Source organism: Enterovirga aerilata, from assembly GCF_013044135.1.
In the GTDB taxonomy this organism is placed as follows: domain Bacteria; phylum Pseudomonadota; class Alphaproteobacteria; order Rhizobiales; family Beijerinckiaceae; genus Enterovirga; species Enterovirga aerilata.
Map to the genome: position 1 here is coordinate 45,667 of NZ_JABEPP010000006.1, position 15,900 is coordinate 61,566.

Below are 15,900 nucleotides of genomic sequence, written 5' to 3' on the forward strand. Positions count from 1 at the left end.
ATATACGCAAATGCCTCACAATCGGTCAGAAAAACACCAATAATTCCAGCTGTATGACCGCTTATTGTGGAGCGATCGAAAGTCATCGATGACAATCTGAAAGTTCGTCAGGGTAGGATGCCGCCTACCAAGGATTGCCGGAGACTCGTCTGATTCCGATATTGGCGATATGGATATTTAAGGGAATGGCTCTTATTCCGGGCCGGGGCAAGGCCGTCAGAGCGCAGCCAACGCATGAACGAGTCCGATCGCAGCATGCCCGCGCCGGGCGCGGTGAAGCTGTCCGAAATCCTGAGCGCGTTCAGCTTCGCTCTCGACATGACAGAAGGTCAGCCGGACGGGCATTGCGTGCGCTGCTGCTGGATCGGCATGCATATCGGCCGCGAGCTTGCGCTGTCGCACGCTCAACTCTGGGAACTCTACTACGCGCTTCTGCTGAAAGATCTCGGAGGATCGAGCAACGCAGCGCGGATTTGCGAGCTGTTCCTGACAGACGATCTCCGCTTCAAGCGCGACTTCAAGCGGGTCGGGGATGGCCTGTCGGAGGTTGTGCGGTTCATCCTGTCCCACACGGGCCAGAAGACGAATCTGTCCGCACGGTTCCGCGCGATCCTCAACGTGGTGCGCAACAGCTCGAAGATCGCGCGCGAGTTGACCGCGACCCGCTGCCAGAGGGGAGCGGAGATCGCCCGCCGGCTCCGCTTTTCCGACAGGGTCGCCGAGGGCATAGCGTGCCTCGACGAGCACTGGGCCGGCAGTGGCAGACCGCGCGGACTCGCGGGCGAGGCGCTGCCGATCTATTCCCGAATCGCCCTGCTTGCGCAGGTGGTGGACGTCTTCCAGATGGCAGGCGGGCGGGAGGCGGCGCGGGCGGAAGTGGCCGCCCGGGCGGGCACCTGGTTCGATCCGACCGTGGTCGCGGCTTTCGAGCAGGTGGCCGCCGGTCGCGCCTTCTGGTCCGGCCTTGCCTCGCCCGATCTCGCCCGCGCCATCTTCGAGCTGGAGCCCGCCCAGCACAGCCGCCCCGTGGAGGAAGATTACCTCGACGACATCGCGGAGGCCTTCGCCCAGGTTGTGGACACGAAGAGCCCCTTCACGAGCGGGCATTCGACCCGCGTCGCGTTCTTCGTCGATCTCACCGCCGCGGAGCTTGGCTTCGCCCCAGAACGGCGGCGCTGGCTACGGCGTGGCGCCCTCCTGCACGATCTCGGCAAGCTGGGCGTCTCGAACTCGATCCTCGACAAGCCGGGGCGTCTCGACGAGGCCGAATGGGAGATCATGCGTCAGCATCCGGCACAGACGGCGCGCATCCTGTCGCGTATCGAGGCCTTCCGCGATCTCGCCCGGATGGCCGGCGCCCATCACGAGCGCCTCGACGGCAAAGGCTATCCGGACGGGCTTACGGCGGACCGGATTCCGCTCGACACGCGCGTCATCACGGTCGCCGACGTCTTCGACGCGCTGACGTCCGACCGTCCCCATCGGTCCGGGATGACGCCCGGCGAGGCGTTCCGCGTTCTCGACAGCGAGGTCGGAACGACGGTCGACGGCGAGTGCCTGGCCGGGCTGAAGAAAGCCCTGGACGGGCTCGGACGGGCGATTCCGCAGGCGCAGGCTGCGGCCTAGGACCGGGCGGGATCGCGGGCGAGCGCGGCGAGCGCCGTAGTCCCTTCGACGCGTATGCCCGGCGGCCAGACCCACCAATCGGCGCGGCCGGTCACCGCGGCCTCGAGACGGCGCTTGTAGTCTCGCCGCGGGATCTCGATCGCGCCGAGCGTGGCGAGATGGTCCGTTCGGAACTGCGCATCGAGGAGCGTGAAGCCGCCCACCCGGAGCCGCGCAGCGAGGTGGACGAAGGCGACCTTCGAGGCGTCCCGCTCGCGGTGGAACATCGATTCCCCGAAGAACGCCGCCCCGAGGCTCACGCCGTAGAGGCCGCCCACGAGACGTCCGCCGCGCCAGGCCTCGACCGTATGGCAATGGCCGAGATCGAAGAGCTCGCCGTAGAGCCTGCGGATGCGGGCATTGATCCAGGTCCGCTCGCGGTCGTCGCCCGGTGCCGCACATCCCGCGATCACGCCTTCGAAATCCGTGTCGACCCTGATCTCGAAGAGATCCTGGCGGACGGTGCGGGCGAGGCGGCGGGGGATGTGCACGGCGTCGAGCGGGATGATGCCGCGCGCCCGCGGCTCCACCCAGAACAGGCTCGGATCCTCGGCATCCTCCGCCATCGGGAATATGCCGGCCGCATAGGCCCGCAGCAGGATCTCGGGCGTAATCTCGACGCGGGGAGAGCCGGCCATGGCTCGGATTCGTCTGAAGGAAAGCTCAGGAGCGATCGCTGCCGACGGCGTCAGGCAGCCAAGGCCCGAGCACGTCGCTGTTTGAAAACCGCGTCTCGCCGAAGCGCCGGCTCGCGGCGGGCGACCATTCCCCATGTCGGGGCAGGCTGACCTCCGCAAGCTTTCGCGCCTTGCGCTCCGCCCTATCGAGGCTGTCGGGCAGAGAGGCGCGAAGGCTGGGGCTCTCATCGAGCAAGGACTCCACCTCGATGCGCTCGCGCATGACCGTTTCGACCCAGCCGCCGCGTGGGTCGGCGGCTGTCGAGACCCCGAGCTTCAGGAGGTGCTCGATGATGGTCGCGAGCCGGTTCCGCAACTCAGACCGAAGCGACCGTCCCAAGCCGTCGATCTTCTCGGCGAGGTTGTCCCAATCCAAAGGCAGGTTCGTGCCAGAAATCCCCGCAGCCCGCAGAGCATGCGCCTGCTCCTCAGACCAGCGGACGAAATCCTGCTCATAGAGCGACAGCCCGTCGGCCATGACACCGCCTCCTGGCAAGCTCGGTTCGGCCATCCCCGAAAAGCTAGCCAGCGCACCGCGGGACAACAAGGGCTTCAGGCGGGTGCGGTTTCGGCCGCGAGATGTTTCTCCAACCAGTGAATATCATACAGACCGTTCTGGATATCGGCGTTGCGCACGAGCTTGCGGTAGAGCGGCAGGGTCGTCTCGACGCCGTCGACCACGAACTCGTCGAGCGCCCGGCGCAGCCGCATCAGGCATTCGTTCCGGGTGCGGCCGTGGACGATGAGCTTGCCGATCAGCGAGTCGTAATGGGGCGGGATGCGGTATCCCTGGTACGCCGCCGAATCGACCCGCACGCCCAGGCCGCCCGGCGGGTGGAAATAGGTGATGAGTCCGGGCGAGGGCCGGAAGGTCGAGGGATGCTCCGCATTGATGCGGCACTCGATCGCGTGGCCGTTGAAGCGGACCTCCTCCTGCGCCACCGAGAGAGGCGATCCGGCTGCGACCTTGATCTGCTCGTTCACGATGTCGATGCCCGTGATCATCTCGGTCACGGGATGCTCGACCTGCACCCGGGTGTTCATCTCGATGAAGTAGAACTCGCCGTCCTCGTAGAGGAACTCGATCGTGCCGGCGCCGGAATAGCCGAGCTTCTTCATCGCGTCCGCGACCGTCGCTCCGATGCGGCTTCGCTCCTCCTCGTTGAGGGCCGGGGAGGGCGCCTCCTCCCAGACCTTCTGGTGCCGGCGCTGCAGCGAGCAGTCGCGTTCGCCGAGATGGATCGCGTCGCCCTGGCCGTCGCCGAGCACCTGGATCTCGATATGGCGCGGCTTCTCGAGGTACTTCTCCAGATAGACGGAATCGTCCCCGAACGCGGCTTTCGCCTCGACCCTCGCGGTGGCGAGCGCGTCCGAGAGCTCCTCCTCCGTGCGGGCGACCTTCATGCCGCGACCGCCGCCGCCGGAGGCGGCCTTCACGAGCACCGGATAGCCGATCTCGGCCGCGACGCGCTTCGCCTCGGCATCCTCCGTGATGCCGCCATCCGAGCCGGGCACGCAGGGAATGCCGAGCCGGCGCGCGGTGCGCTTGGCCTCGATCTTGTCGCCCATCACGCGGATATGCTCCGCCTTCGGGCCAATGAACGTGATGCCGTGATGCTCCAGCACCTCGGCGAAGCGGGCGTTCTCCGACAGGAAGCCGTAACCCGGGTGGATGGCGTCCGCGCCCGTGATCTCGCAGGCCGCGATCAGGGCCGGTATGTTCAGGTAGCTTTCGCGGGCGGGCGGCGGGCCGATGCATACGCTCTCGTCCGCAAGCCGCACATGCATCGCGTCGGAATCGGCGGTCGAGTGCACGGCCACGGTGGCGATGCCGAGCTCCTTGCAGGCGCGAAGCACGCGCAAGGCGATCTCGCCCCGGTTCGCGATGAGGATCTTGTCGAACATGCGGGGCTGGCCGCTACTCGATCACGATCAGCGGCTCGCCGTATTCGACCGGCTGGCCGTCCTCGACGAAGATCGCCTTCACGGTGCCTGCGCGCGGGGCGATGATGTCGTTGAAGGTCTTCATGGCCTCGATGAGGAGAAGCTTGTCGCCGGCCGCGACCGTCGAGCCCACTTCGACGAAGGGCTTGGCGCCGGGAGACGGCCGGCGATACGCGGTCCCGACCATCGGCGAGGTCAGCGCGTCCGGATGATGGCGCGGATCGAGGGGGTCCGCCGCTGCCGCGGGGGCGAGGGCATGGACCGGCACGGCCGGCGTCGCGTGAACGGGCGCGATCGAGGTCTGCGCAACCGTGACGCTGCGCGCCACGCGGATGCGCAGGTCGCCCTTCTCCACCTCGATCTCGGTCAGGTCGGTCTCGGATAGGAGCGAGGCGAGCTCGCGCACGAGCGCGGGGTCGAACGGGTGCGGATCGGACATCTGATGTGGGTGCCTGCTGGCGGGTGCCTGTGGAACGTATTGGGTCTCAGCAGACCGCGTGGCCGCATTGGCGCATGCCGGCGATCGCCTGCCGGAGCGGACCGGCGCCGACCGCGCCCGGAATGACCTCCTCGCCGATGATGAAGGCGGGGGTCCCGTTGATGGCGAGCCGCTCGGCCAGGCGCCGGTTCTCGTCCAGCGCGGCAGCCACTTCCGGACCGGCCGCGTCCTTCTGCAGCCGCGCCACGTCGAGCCCCATCTCGCGCGCCAGCCCGAGGGCGCGCTCGGCGCCTACGCGTCCGCGGGTCGCGAGGAGGCGGGTATGGTATTCGAAGAGCTTCTCGCCGCTGAGCTGCGCCTTGGCGGCGAGCGCGATCCTGCTCGCATCCAGGGACTCCTGGCCCAGCACCGGGAGGTCCCTCAGGACGACGCGGAGCTTCGGATCGGCCTTGATCAGCCCCTGGATGTCGCCGACGGCATGTTTGCAGTAGCCGCAATTGTAATCGAAGAACTCGACCAGCGTGACGTCGCCTGCCGGGTTGCCGACGATGTTCCCGTGCCTGGAGGCGAGGAGCTCGTTCCGCGTCTCCCGGATCGCGACCGTCTGGGCCGTCTTCTGCGCTTCGGTCTGACGCCGCTCGAGCTCGACGATCGCCTCCTGGATCACCTCGGGATTCTGGATGAGGTACTCCCGGACGATCCGACCGATCTCCTCCTTCTGCGCTCCGCCGAATGTCTGGGCGCCGGCCGGCAGGGCGGCCGAGACGGCGGCGAGCGCCATCGCGGCGAGGCCGAAGCGTTTGAGCGGGCGAGAGAGCATGCGGGCCATCCATGCGGCCCGGGTCTCCGTCTTGCGGAGCCGGGCCGGAAGCGTGCGGTGATATCGCCGGGCGGGCAGGCCCGGTCAACCTGCGGCTTGAGCCGCAGGCCTGGAGGGTTTAGCGAGCCCGGCTCTTTGGACGCTCAGCATCGATGAACGGCATCAGGAACCGGGCGCTCGGAACGGCGACGCGGCTTCAGCGCGTCGAGCCGTTTCTCGCCATGGATGTATTGGCGGCAGCCGCGGCGAAAGAAAGGCGCGGCGACACGGTCGTGCATATGGAGGTCGGGCAGCCATCCGCGCCCGTGCCGCGCCTGGTCAGGGAGGCGGCCGCTCGCGCCCTGGAGGAGGGCCGCATCGGCTACACGGAGGCGCTCGGGATCGCGCCGCTCCGGGACCGGATCGCCCGGCACTACAGCGACAGCTACGGCCTGGAGATCGCGCCGGAGCGGGTCGTGGTCACTACCGGCTCCTCTGCGGGGTTCGTGCTCGCCTTCCTGGCGCTGTTCGAGAAGGGCGCGAGGGTCGCGATCTCGGCTCCGGGCTATCCAGCCTATCGGAACATCCTGGCGGCGCTCGATCTGGAGCCCGTTCCGGTGCCGCTGCGCGCTGCCGACTGCTGGCGGATGACCGCCGCCGGCATCGAGGCCGCTCAGGCACAGGGCGACCTCGCGGGCGCGCTCGCGATGAGCCCGGCCAATCCGTCCGGCACCATGATCCCGCGCGAGGGCCTCGCCGAGATCGCCGCGACCTGCCGGCGACACGGCCTCTGGCTTATCTCCGACGAGATCTATCACGGGCTGACCTACGGCGCGCCGGCCGAGACGGCGCTTTCGGTCGAGCCGGACGCCGTCGTCATCAACTCGTTCTCGAAATATTATTGTATGACCGGCTGGCGGATCGGCTGGCTCGTCGTGCCGGAGAGGCTGGTGCGGCCGATGGAGCGGCTCGCGCAGAACCTCTACATCTCCGCCCCTTACCTCTCGCAGGTGGCGGCGCTGGCGGCATTCGAGGCGACCGAGGAACTCGAGGCCGTGAAGGCCGGCTATGCGCGAGCCCGCGAACTGCTCCTCAACGAGCTGCCGCGGCTCGGGATAACCGAGTTCCATCCGGCGGACGGCGCCTTCTACATCTATGCGAATATCGCGCGGTTCACGAACGATTCGATCGGCTTCTGCCGCCGCATGCTGGAGGAGGCGGGCGTGGCCGCGACCCCCGGGATCGATTTCGATCACGAGAACGGCGGGCATCATCTCCGCCTCTCCTTCGCGGGGGGCGAGGATGTCTGCCGCGAGGCGATCGCCCGCCTCGAGCCCTGGCTTCGCTGAATCGGGAACGGGGTGGAGTTGGTCGGCCAGGCGGGGCGGGCGCTGGAGCGGATCGTCGGCCAGATCGGCGCGATCAATGCGGTCGTGACCGAGATCGCAACCTCGGCCAAGGAGCAGGCCACGGGCCTCGCCGAGGTGAGCACGGCCGTCAATCAGATGTACCAGGTCACGCAGCAGAATGCCGCCATGGTCGAGCAGTCGACCGCCGCGAGCCACCCGCTCGCGCAGGAGGCCGAGGAGCTGGGCCGGCTTCTGGCCCGGTTCGACTTGGGATAGCGGTCAGCCGTCGCGATCGCCGCGCCTAAGCGGCCCGGACCTGTGCAGCGCGGCGTGACGGCACTGAAGAGCGTCGGCGGCCGCGGCGTCTCGGCTCTGCGCAAGCCGGCGCACGAGAGTTGGGAAGAGTTCTAGGGCGAGCCGCTCTCGTCGGCGCGGGGCCAGCGCAAACAAAAGGCCGCGGAGCGATCCGCGGCCTCTCTTCTGTGCGGCTATGCTGCCGATGCCGGTTCAGGACCCGCCGAGCGCAGCCTTGGCCTTGGACCACCAGCCGCCGCGCTTCGGGCGGTTCGGATCGGGCGGCGTGAGCACGATGGCGACCGGCTCCGGCTCGGGCTCGGCAGCGGCCTGGGGCTGCGCTGGCTCTTCGGCGACCTCCCCGACCGTGCTCCGGTGCGCGCCGGGCGAGGTCTCGATGTGGATTGCATCCGGTTGCGATTGCGGCCGGTCGGGCGCGTACTCCGGATGGGCCGAGGAGCCGGTGGCGGGCTGGTCTTCGTAGCGGGGCAGGGTCGCGACGACCTCGTCATCGTCCTCCTCCCTGCGGGACGAGACTTCCTCGGCAGCCGAAGCGGCGCGGAGATCGGTCCCGCTCGCCTCGTCCTCCTCGTCGCCTTCCTCTTCGTCCTCCTCGCCCGAGCTCTCGCCCTGTCCCTGCGCGGCCTCGAACTCGCGCGGCCCGCGCCCGCGCCGCCGGCGCCGACGACGGCGACGGCGGCCGTTCTCGCCGGCGCCCGCCTCCTCGGACGCGGCCGAGGCGGGCTCGGAGGCGTCGGCCTCGGCCTCCTCCTCTTCCTCGCGCTCGTATTCGAGCGTGGGCTCGATCTCGATCGGCTCGTCGACGGGCGTCACGGTCTCCATCCGGACGCCGGTCGAGCTCGGCCGACGTTCGGCCGGCGTCGCGGGCTCGCCGCGGTCGATGGCGAAGGTGACGCTGCCGGAAAGAGAATCGTCGGCCACGACCGTGACCGTGATCCCGAACCGGGTCTCGATGTCCCGCAGGTGACCGCGCTTCTGGTTGAGAATGTAGAAGGCGGCCTCGGCCCGCGTGCGGACGATGAGGTTGTGGGTCGCGCTCCGCAGGAGCGACTCCTCGATCGAGCGGAGGATCTGCAGCGCCACGGACGGCGTGGAGCGGACGAAGCCCGACCCGCCGCAATGCTGGCATACCACGGAGGAGGATTCGAGCACGCCCGTGCGGATGCGTTGGCGCGACATCTCCAGGAGACCGAAGGGCGAGATGCGGCCGACCTGGATGCGCGCCCGGTCGTTCTTCAGGCACTCCTTCAGCTTCTTCTCGACCGCGCGGTTGTTCCGCTTCTCCTCCATGTCGATGAAGTCGATGACGATCAGGCCGGCGAGGTCGCGCAGCCTGAGCTGTCGGGCGATCTCCTCCGCGGCCTCCAGATTCGTCCGCAGCGCGGTGTCCTCGATGTTGTGCTCGCGCGTGGAGCGGCCCGAGTTCACGTCGATGGAGACGAGCGCCTCGGTCGGGTTGATGACGAGATAGCCGCCCGATTTCAGCGTCACATGGTTGGAGAACATCGCGTCGAGCTGAGCCTCGACGCCGTACTGGGCGAAAAGGGGCTGCGGCTCGCGGTACAGCCTGACCGCCTTCGTTTGCGAAGGCATGATCATGCGCATGAAGTCCTTGGCCTCGCGGTAGGCCTCCTCGCCCGCGACCACGACCTCGTCGATGTCCTTGTTGTAGAGGTCCCGGATGGCCCGCTTTACGAGCGAGCCCTCCTCGTAGACGAGGGCCGGGGCGGAGGAGGAGAGCGTCAGCTCACGCACGCTCTCCCAGAGTCGCATCAGGTACTCGAAGTCGCGCTTGATCTCCTGCTTGGTCCGGTTGGCCCCGGCGGTCCGCAGGATGATCCCCATTCCGTCCGGCACCTCCAGGTCCTGCACGACCTCCTTCAGGCGCTTGCGGTCCTCGGCATTGGTGATCTTGCGCGAGATGCCGCCGCCCTTGCCGGTATTCGGCATGAGCACGGCGTAGCGGCCGGCGAGCGAGAGATACGTCGTGAGCGCGGCACCCTTGTTGCCGCGCTCCTCCTTCACGACCTGGACGAGCAGGATCTGGCGGCGCTTGATGACCTCCTGGATCTTGTAGTGGCGGCGCTGGATGCGCGGGCGCTCGGGCACCTCCTCGAGGGCGTCGCCGCCGCCGACCTGCTCGACGATCTCATGCTCCTCGAGCTCGTCGTCGTCGTCGTCATCGTCGTCATTCTCCTCGCCATCCTCGTCTTCCTCCTCGTCCTCTTCCTCGTCGTCATCTGACGTGGCGCGAGCGGTGTCGGCCTCGAAGGGCGCGGAGGCGTCCGCAAGGGTTTCCACGTCGCCGGAAGCCGGCTCCCCGGCGGCCGGGTTCGGCGCGGCCGCGCCGTCTGCAGGCTCGCCGGACGTGGGCGCCTGCTCCGTCTCGGCAGCCGCGACCGGCGCCCCCGCATCCGCAGGCTCGACCGGCCTCACCTCGATGTCGGACGGCACGGACCCCGTATCGGCTTCGGCCGCTCCGGGCTGCTCGCTCGCGACCGCTCCGGCAGGCTCGGCTTCTCCGGTGGGCTGGACCTGAGCCTCGCCATTCCCCGACCCGAGCTCATCCTCGGACCCGGCATCGCCGCCTCCTGCGAAGGCCGCGGCCTCGTCAGCGGGACGGGTCTCGCCCTCGCTCTCCTGGCCGAACTCCTCCGGCCGTGCCGAAACCGTGGCGTCGCGCTCGTGGCGGCGGCGCGAAGCGCCTCGCCGGCGGCGTCCGCGCGGGCGCTCGGCCTCCCGCTCCGCCTCGCGCTCGGCACGCTCCTCCTCCTCCAGGAGGGCCTGCCGGTCCGCGACCGGGATCTGGTAATAGTCCGGGTGGATCTCGCTGAAGGCCAGGAAGCCGTGGCGGTTCCCGCCATAATCGACAAAGGCGGCCTGCAGCGAGGGTTCGACCCGGGTGACCTTGGCGAGATAGATGTTGCCGCGCAGCTGGCGGCGGCTCGCCGATTCGAAATCGAATTCCTCGACCTTGTTGCCGCGAGTTACGACAACGCGCGTCTCCTCCGGGTGGGAGGAGTCGATGAGCATCTTGTTGGCCATGTTCGACTCTCGGAAGGGCGTGCGACGGGCCGGTCTCCGGGGAGGCCGCGCACGATGCAGGCGGTGTCGGTCGCGGCTCCGGGCTGTGCGGAGGCGGGACCGGCAGGCTGCCGGCACGCCATGGCGCGCCGAGATGCGGCGCGCCGGGGTTGCATGATCGTGGGATGTCCGTCGCCGGATTGGGACGACGGGCGGGTGTCTCGGGTGATCACGGCTCGGGCGTCAGCACGGGTGGACAGCAACGCTGATCCCGCTCCTCTGCCCATGCCTCGTATCCTTCGACGGCGGCGTGCAGGAAGCTGCGCGCCGAAAGCGGCTTTGGATCGCCGCGAAACGACTTCGTCTCGGCTTGACCGAAAGAGGGGAGGGCGAAGCAGCTCCGGCAGACGGCGCTCCGCGACCGCGGCCACCAGCCGGACGAAGTCACGTCCATTACATATGTCGGACGCGCTTTGACAAGTGCAATGCCGCCGATGCTGCACAAGTTAGGCGACCATCCCGCGGGCCGGTCCCTGGGCGCAGCCGGCGCCGACAAGCGGCCGTTAACCAAAGCCGTTCAAACCGGCCAAGACGCCGCCGGAGACCTCCCACATGCTCGACGCGTCCGCCGGACGCAGGACCGCGAAGGCCGTTGGGCTCGCGCTGGCGCTCGGCGCGGCCCTGTTCGGCCGGCCCTGCGCGGCGACGCAGCCCGGCCCGGCAGACCGCGCGGTGGCGATCGCGGCCGAAGTCGCGGCCGAGGGGTCAAGGACCCTGCTGACCCTCACGCTGTCCAGGCCCGTCTCAGCCACGGCGTTCCTGATGGAACGGCCGGACCGAGCCGTCCTGGAACTACCCGAAGTGAACTTCCAGCTCGGCGGCGAGGGAACGAAGCGGCGAGCCGGGGTGGTGTCCTCCTTTCGCTGCGGGCTGTTCGCTCCGGGCCGCTCGCGCATCGTGATGGACCTCTCTGCGCCGGCGCTGGTCACGCGCGTGGAGAGCCGGGAGGCCGGCCCCGCCGGGGCGAGTCTGCTCACCGTCGAGCTGACCCGCACCGACCGCGAGACCTTCCGCCGGACCGCGGCCGCGGACCAGGCCGACCTGACGCTCACGACAGGATCGCTGCCCGCGCCCCAACCCGGCGAGGACCGGCGGCCGCTCGTCGCCATCGATGCGGGTCATGGCGGCGTCGATCCCGGCGCCACCGCCCCGAACGGAACGCTCGAGAAGGATGTCACCTTCGCCTTCGCGTCCGTGCTGCGCGACCGCCTCGCGGGCGATGGGCGCTACCGCGTCCTGATGATCCGCGATCACGACGTCTTCGTGCCGCTGGAGGAGCGCGTCCGGCGCGCCCGCGAGGCCGGGGCCGACCTCTTCCTGTCCATCCACGCCGATTTCATCGGCAGCCCGCAGGTCAGCGGGGCGACGATCTACACGGGCAGCGACCGGGCCACCGACCACGAGGCGGCGAGCGTCGCCGAACGGGAGAACGCGGCCGACCAGGCGGGCGGCCTCGTCCGGGCGAGTGCGCCGGGCGAGGTGGTCGACATCCTCCAGGAGCTGACGCTGCGGGAGACGCGCGCCTTCTCGCACCGCTTCTCCGGCCTGCTCCTGCGGGATCTCGCGCCCGTGATGCGCTTCAGCGCGCAGCCGCAGCGCGAGGCGGGCTTCAAGGTCCTGCGCACGCCCGACCTGCCTTCCGTGCTCATCGAGCTGGGCTACCTGTCGAATGCGCGCGACCTCGAGCACCTGCTCTCGCCCGAGTGGCGTGAGCGGACATCCGCCGCGATGGCGACCGCGATCGACCGCTTCTTCTCCGCGCGGGTCGGCGCCCGTGCCCCAATGTCACCATAGAAACGGTGTCGAAGGAGGGTTCGCTGACTGCGCCGCATTGACAGGGCCCACGATCGGGGGCCACGTCCGAGCACGGCGAAGCGACACCGGGCACCGCCCTTGCGGGGCCATGGCGGATTGGAGCGGATGCGGTTCATCCTTCGATTCTTCGGCTTTCTGTTCTCGGTCGGAGCGATCGCCTTCCTGATCGCCGCGGCTGTGGCCGGGTATTTCTACTGGACGTATAGCCAGGACCTGCCCGATCACGCCGCGCTCGCCAATTACGAGCCACCGGTGACGACGCGCGTCCACGCGGCCGACGGTTCGCTCCTTGCCGAATATGCGCGCGAGCGCCGGTTGTACCTGCCCATCCAGGCCGTGCCGAAGCTCGTGGTCGGCGCCTTCCTGTCGGCCGAGGACAAGAACTTCTACAAGCATAGCGGCATCGACCCCGAGGGCATCGTCCGTGCCGCGCTCAACAACTTCCGTTCGGGCAGGCGCCAGGGTGCCTCGACGATCACCCAGCAGGTGGCGAAGAACTTCCTGCTGAGCAACGAGCAGACGATGGAGCGCAAGATCAAGGAGGCGCTGATCGCGCTCCGGATCGAGGCGACCTACTCCAAGGACAAGATCCTCGAACTCTACCTCAACGAAATCTTCCTCGGCACGATCATCCCGGGCCGGAACGTGCACGGCGTGGCCGCTGCCGCACTGGAGTACTTCTCCAAGTCCGTGCACGAGCTGACGCCGGCCGAGGCGGCATATCTCGCGGCTCTGCCCAAGGGCCCGAACAACTACCACCCGTTCCGCCGGACGCAGGAGGCGCTCGCACGTCGGAACGACATCCTCGATCTGATGGCGGCGAACGGCTACATCACGCGCGACGAGGCGGTCCGCTCCAAGGCCTTGCCGCTCGGCATCAACGTGCGGAGCATCTCGCCCAACAGTTCCGCCTCGGGCTTCTTCGCCGAGGAGGTCCGCCGCGAGCTGTCCGACCGCTACGGCGAGAAGGCGCTGTATGAAGGCGGCCTGTCCGTGCGGGCGACGCTCGATCCGAAGCTCCAGGCTTTCGCCCGGGCGGCGCTCATCAACGGGCTGATCCGGTTCGATGAGTCCCAGGGTTGGCGCGGCGCACAGCTGAACATCCCGCTCGCGGGCCGCGAATGGGGGATGGCGCTTGCCGAGGTGCCTGCGCTTGCCGACGTGCAGCCGTGGCGGCTGGCCGTCGTTCTCGACACATCCGGCGGCCAGGCCCGCATCGGCCTCCAGCCCAGGAAGGAGCCGAACGGCCAGGTCGTGCGCGAGCGCGAGCTCGGCGTCATCCCGGCCGAGGGCCTGCGCTGGACCCGTCGCACCGCCGCTCAGGCCTTCCAGGTCGGCGACGTCGTCTATGTCTCGCCCATGGCGGACAAGCCCGGGCAGTTCCGCCTGCAGCAGATCCCGGAGGTCTCCGGCGGCCTTGTGGCCATGGATCCGAACACGGGCCGCGTGCATGCCATGGTCGGCGGGTTCTCGTTCGATCAGAGCGAGTTCAACCGTGCCACCCAGGCGCTCCGGCAGCCTGGCTCCGCCTTCAAGCCCTTCGTCTATGCGACGGCGCTCGACAACGGCTACACGCCATCCTCGATCGTTCTCGACGAGCCGATCACGATTGAGGGTGGTCCCGGCCAGGAGGCCTGGTCGCCGCAGAATTTCGAGGGGAAGGCGACCGGCCCGCATACGCTCCGCTACGGCATCGAGAAGTCCAAGAACCTGATGACCGTGCGGCTCGCGCGCGAGGTCGGCATGCCGCTGATCGCCGAATATTCGCGGCGTTTCGGCATCTACGACGATCTCGCCCCGCTCCTGCCGATGTCGCTCGGCGCGGGCGAGACGACGGTGCTGCGCATGACCGCCGCCTATTCGATGCTGGCCAATGGCGGCAAGCGCATCAAGCCGACGCTGATCGACCGCATCCAGAACCGGACCGGCCAGACCATCTACAAGCATGACGAGCGCGAATGCATCGGCTGCAGCGCCGAGAGCTGGGCGAACCAGGACGAGCCGAAGCTCGTCGACAAGCGTGAGCAGGTGCTCGATCCGCTGACCGCCTATCAGATGGTCTCCATCCTCGAAGGCGTCGTCCTGCGCGGGACCGCGGCGCGGCAGAAGGCCATTATCGGCAAGCCGGTGGCGGGCAAGACCGGGACGACGAACGACGCCAAGGACCTCTGGTTCGTCGGCTTCTCGCCCGACCTCGCCTGCGGGGTCTATATCGGCTACGACAAGCCGCGCTCGATGGGCGACAGCGCTCAGGCCTCGCAATATGCGGCCCCGATCTTCGGCGAGTTCATGAAGCACGCGCTCGCCGACAAGCCGCCGACGCCCTTCCGCGTTCCGCCGGGCATAAAGCTCATCCGCGTCAGCCTCGCCACGGGGCAGCGCGCGAGCGGCGGCGAGAGCGCCGGCACCATCCTGGAGGCCTTCAAGCCGGGCACCGGTCCCACCGAGAGCTACGCGACCGTCAGCTATGGCGGCGGGGGCGGAGCGGGCCCGGACAATGAGCCGGCCGTGAGCACCGGGACGGGCGGGCTCTACTGAGCGACCTTCCCGGCGCTTCCGCCGGGATCGGTGCTGCGACGGTTTACAGCTGCCGCCGCGGTGCCTATCTGTCCTCCGTTCCCCGACAGGATTGCGCGGACCACAACGCAGATCTCATGCGCGCCGAAATCGTTTCGCTCCTCGAAGCCGCCAAGCAGTCGATCGGGCTGCTGAGGAGGCATCTTTGACTGGGATTCCGTCGACCGCCGCCTCGGCGAGCTGAACGCTCGCTCTGAGGATCCCGACCTCTGGAACGACCCGGAAGAGGCCCAGAAGGTTATGCGCGAGCGCAACGCGCTCGACGAGCAGGTGACCGCGATCCGCAGGCTCGAATCCGAGCTCGAGGACGGGGTTGGCTACATCGAGCTCGGCGAGGCCGAGGGCGACGAAGCCACGATCGCCGAGGGCGAGGAGATGATCCGCCGCGTCCAGGCCGAGGCCGCGCGCCGCCAGGTCGAGACGCTGCTCTCGGGCGAGGCGGATGCGAACGACACCTATCTCGAGGTCCATTCCGGAGCCGGCGGCACGGAGAGCCAGGACTGGGCGCAGATGCTCGCCCGCATGTATGCCCGGTGGGGCGAGAAGCATGGCTACAGGGTCGAGCTGCTCGAGCAGCAGGACGGCGAGGAGGCCGGCATCAAGAGCGCGACGCTCCTGCTGAAGGGCCACAACGCCTATGGCTGGCTCAAGACCGAATCGGGCGTGCACCGGCTCGTGCGCATCTCGCCCTTCGACTCGAACGCGCGCCGGCACACGAGCTTCGCATCCGTCTGGGTCTATCCCGTCGTCGACGACCGCATCCAGATCGACATCAAGGAATCCGACTGCCGGATCGACACCTACCGGTCGTCGGGCGCTGGCGGGCAGCACGTCAACACGACCGACTCGGCGGTGCGCATCACGCATATCCCGTCCGGGATCGTGGTCGCGTGCCAGCAGGAGCGCTCGCAGCACAAGAACCGGGCGACCGCCTGGAACATGCTTCGTGCCCGCCTCTACGAGGCCGAGCTGAAGAAGCGCGAGGAGAAGGCGAATGCCGAGGCGGCCTCCAAGACCGATATCGGCTGGGGCCACCAGATTCGCTCCTATGTCCTCCAGCCCTACCAGCTCGTGAAGGATCTCCGGACCGGCGTCACCTCCGGCGTTCCTTCCGACGTGCTCGACGGCGACCTCGACCGCTTCATGGAGGCCGCGCTCGCGCAGCGTGTCTATGGCGGTGCGGCCGAGGTTCAGGACATCGACTGAAGCCCGCCATGCGGTGGGCGGGGTGGGCAG

General features: G+C 68.6%; 12 protein-coding genes. 6 read left to right on the plus strand and 6 right to left on the minus strand.

Going from position 1 to position 15,900, the window contains the following annotated elements; genetic code table 11:
* Positions 1-234 precede the first annotated feature (234 nt).
* Positions 235-1,626 carry an HD-GYP domain-containing protein gene (locus HJG44_RS19635; RefSeq protein ID WP_246736384.1) on the plus strand — a complete coding sequence of 464 codons (1,392 nt, stop codon included), beginning with the start codon at positions 235-237 and terminating at the stop codon, positions 1,624-1,626.
* On the opposite strand, the gene aat is transcribed toward HJG44_RS19635, so the two are convergent.
* The 5 genes from aat to HJG44_RS19660 all read right to left on the minus strand — a co-directional run bounded on the left by aat (position 1,623) and on the right by HJG44_RS19660 (position 5,545).
* A complete protein-coding gene (aat, locus tag HJG44_RS19640; protein ID WP_171220051.1) occupies positions 1,623-2,303 on the minus strand; it encodes a leucyl/phenylalanyl-tRNA--protein transferase in 681 nt (226 codons plus the stop codon). The two genes, HJG44_RS19635 and aat, sit on opposite strands and share 4 nt — an antisense overlap.
* 25 nt (positions 2,304-2,328) lie before the next feature.
* Positions 2,329-2,820 (minus strand): DUF29 domain-containing protein, encoded by a 492-nt coding sequence (locus tag HJG44_RS19645; protein ID WP_171220052.1) that lies wholly within the window; start codon positions 2,818-2,820, stop codon positions 2,329-2,331.
* A gap of 74 nt (positions 2,821-2,894) precedes the next feature.
* Complete coding sequence (gene accC, locus HJG44_RS19650) at positions 2,895-4,247, minus strand: acetyl-CoA carboxylase biotin carboxylase subunit (RefSeq protein ID WP_171220053.1); 1,353 nt, start codon at positions 4,245-4,247, stop codon at positions 2,895-2,897.
* A gap of 13 nt (positions 4,248-4,260) precedes the next feature.
* Positions 4,261-4,725 (minus strand): acetyl-CoA carboxylase biotin carboxyl carrier protein, encoded by a 465-nt coding sequence (gene accB / locus HJG44_RS19655; RefSeq protein ID WP_171220054.1) that lies wholly within the window; start codon positions 4,723-4,725, stop codon positions 4,261-4,263.
* Positions 4,726-4,771: 46 nt separating this feature from the next.
* Positions 4,772-5,545, minus strand: a complete 774-nt coding sequence (locus HJG44_RS19660) for a DsbA family protein (protein ID WP_171220055.1) — start codon at positions 5,543-5,545, stop codon at positions 4,772-4,774.
* 152 nt (positions 5,546-5,697) lie between these two features.
* Between HJG44_RS19660 and HJG44_RS19665 the strand changes: the two genes are divergently transcribed.
* Together HJG44_RS19665 and HJG44_RS19670 are read left to right on the plus strand one after the other, a co-directional pair.
* Positions 5,698-6,873, plus strand: a complete 1,176-nt coding sequence (locus HJG44_RS19665) for a pyridoxal phosphate-dependent aminotransferase (protein WP_171220056.1) — start codon at positions 5,698-5,700, stop codon at positions 6,871-6,873.
* Positions 6,874-6,885: 12 nt separating this feature from the next.
* Entirely contained in the window at positions 6,886-7,149 is a 264-nt protein-coding gene (locus HJG44_RS19670; protein WP_346767222.1) for a methyl-accepting chemotaxis protein, read from the plus strand.
* Between the two features lie 231 nt (positions 7,150-7,380).
* On the opposite strand, the gene HJG44_RS19675 is transcribed toward HJG44_RS19670, so the two are convergent.
* Positions 7,381-10,233: an Rne/Rng family ribonuclease gene (locus HJG44_RS19675; RefSeq protein ID WP_171220057.1), complete on the minus strand. Its 2,853-nt coding sequence runs from the start codon at positions 10,231-10,233 to the stop codon at positions 7,381-7,383.
* 591 nt (positions 10,234-10,824) lie between these two features.
* Between HJG44_RS19675 and HJG44_RS19680 the strand changes: the two genes are divergently transcribed.
* The 3 genes from HJG44_RS19680 to prfB all read left to right on the plus strand — a co-directional run bounded on the left by HJG44_RS19680 (position 10,825) and on the right by prfB (position 15,870).
* Positions 10,825-12,066, plus strand: a complete 1,242-nt coding sequence (locus HJG44_RS19680; protein WP_171220058.1) for an N-acetylmuramoyl-L-alanine amidase — start codon at positions 10,825-10,827, stop codon at positions 12,064-12,066.
* A 126-nt stretch (positions 12,067-12,192) separates the two neighbouring features.
* Entirely contained in the window at positions 12,193-14,625 is a 2,433-nt protein-coding gene (locus HJG44_RS19685) for a penicillin-binding protein 1A (protein WP_171220059.1), read from the plus strand.
* 116 nt (positions 14,626-14,741) lie between these two features.
* A protein-coding gene (gene prfB / locus HJG44_RS19690; protein ID WP_171220060.1) for a peptide chain release factor 2 occupies positions 14,742-15,870 on the plus strand; the annotation gives its coding sequence in 2 pieces (ribosomal slippage) (positions 14,742-14,810 and positions 14,812-15,870; 1,128 coding nt in all).
* The last annotated feature ends 30 nt before the right edge of the window (positions 15,871-15,900 follow it).

Coding starts and splice junctions, on each gene's coding strand:
- HJG44_RS19635 (WP_246736384.1), top strand. CDS start 235: ATGAACGAGTCCGATCGCAGCATGCCCGCGCCGGGCGCGGTGAAGCTG.
- aat (WP_171220051.1), bottom strand. CDS start 2,303: ATGGCCGGCTCTCCCCGCGTCGAGATTACGCCCGAGATCCTGCTGCGG.
- HJG44_RS19645 (WP_171220052.1), bottom strand. CDS start 2,820: ATGGCCGACGGGCTGTCGCTCTATGAGCAGGATTTCGTCCGCTGGTCT.
- accC (WP_171220053.1), bottom strand. CDS start 4,247: ATGTTCGACAAGATCCTCATCGCGAACCGGGGCGAGATCGCCTTGCGC.
- accB (WP_171220054.1), bottom strand. CDS start 4,725: ATGTCCGATCCGCACCCGTTCGACCCCGCGCTCGTGCGCGAGCTCGCC.
- HJG44_RS19660 (WP_171220055.1), bottom strand. CDS start 5,545: ATGCTCTCTCGCCCGCTCAAACGCTTCGGCCTCGCCGCGATGGCGCTC.
- HJG44_RS19665 (WP_171220056.1), top strand. CDS start 5,698: ATGAACGGCATCAGGAACCGGGCGCTCGGAACGGCGACGCGGCTTCAG.
- HJG44_RS19675 (WP_171220057.1), bottom strand. CDS start 10,233: ATGGCCAACAAGATGCTCATCGACTCCTCCCACCCGGAGGAGACGCGC.
- HJG44_RS19680 (WP_171220058.1), top strand. CDS start 10,825: ATGCTCGACGCGTCCGCCGGACGCAGGACCGCGAAGGCCGTTGGGCTC.
- HJG44_RS19685 (WP_171220059.1), top strand. CDS start 12,193: ATGCGGTTCATCCTTCGATTCTTCGGCTTTCTGTTCTCGGTCGGAGCG.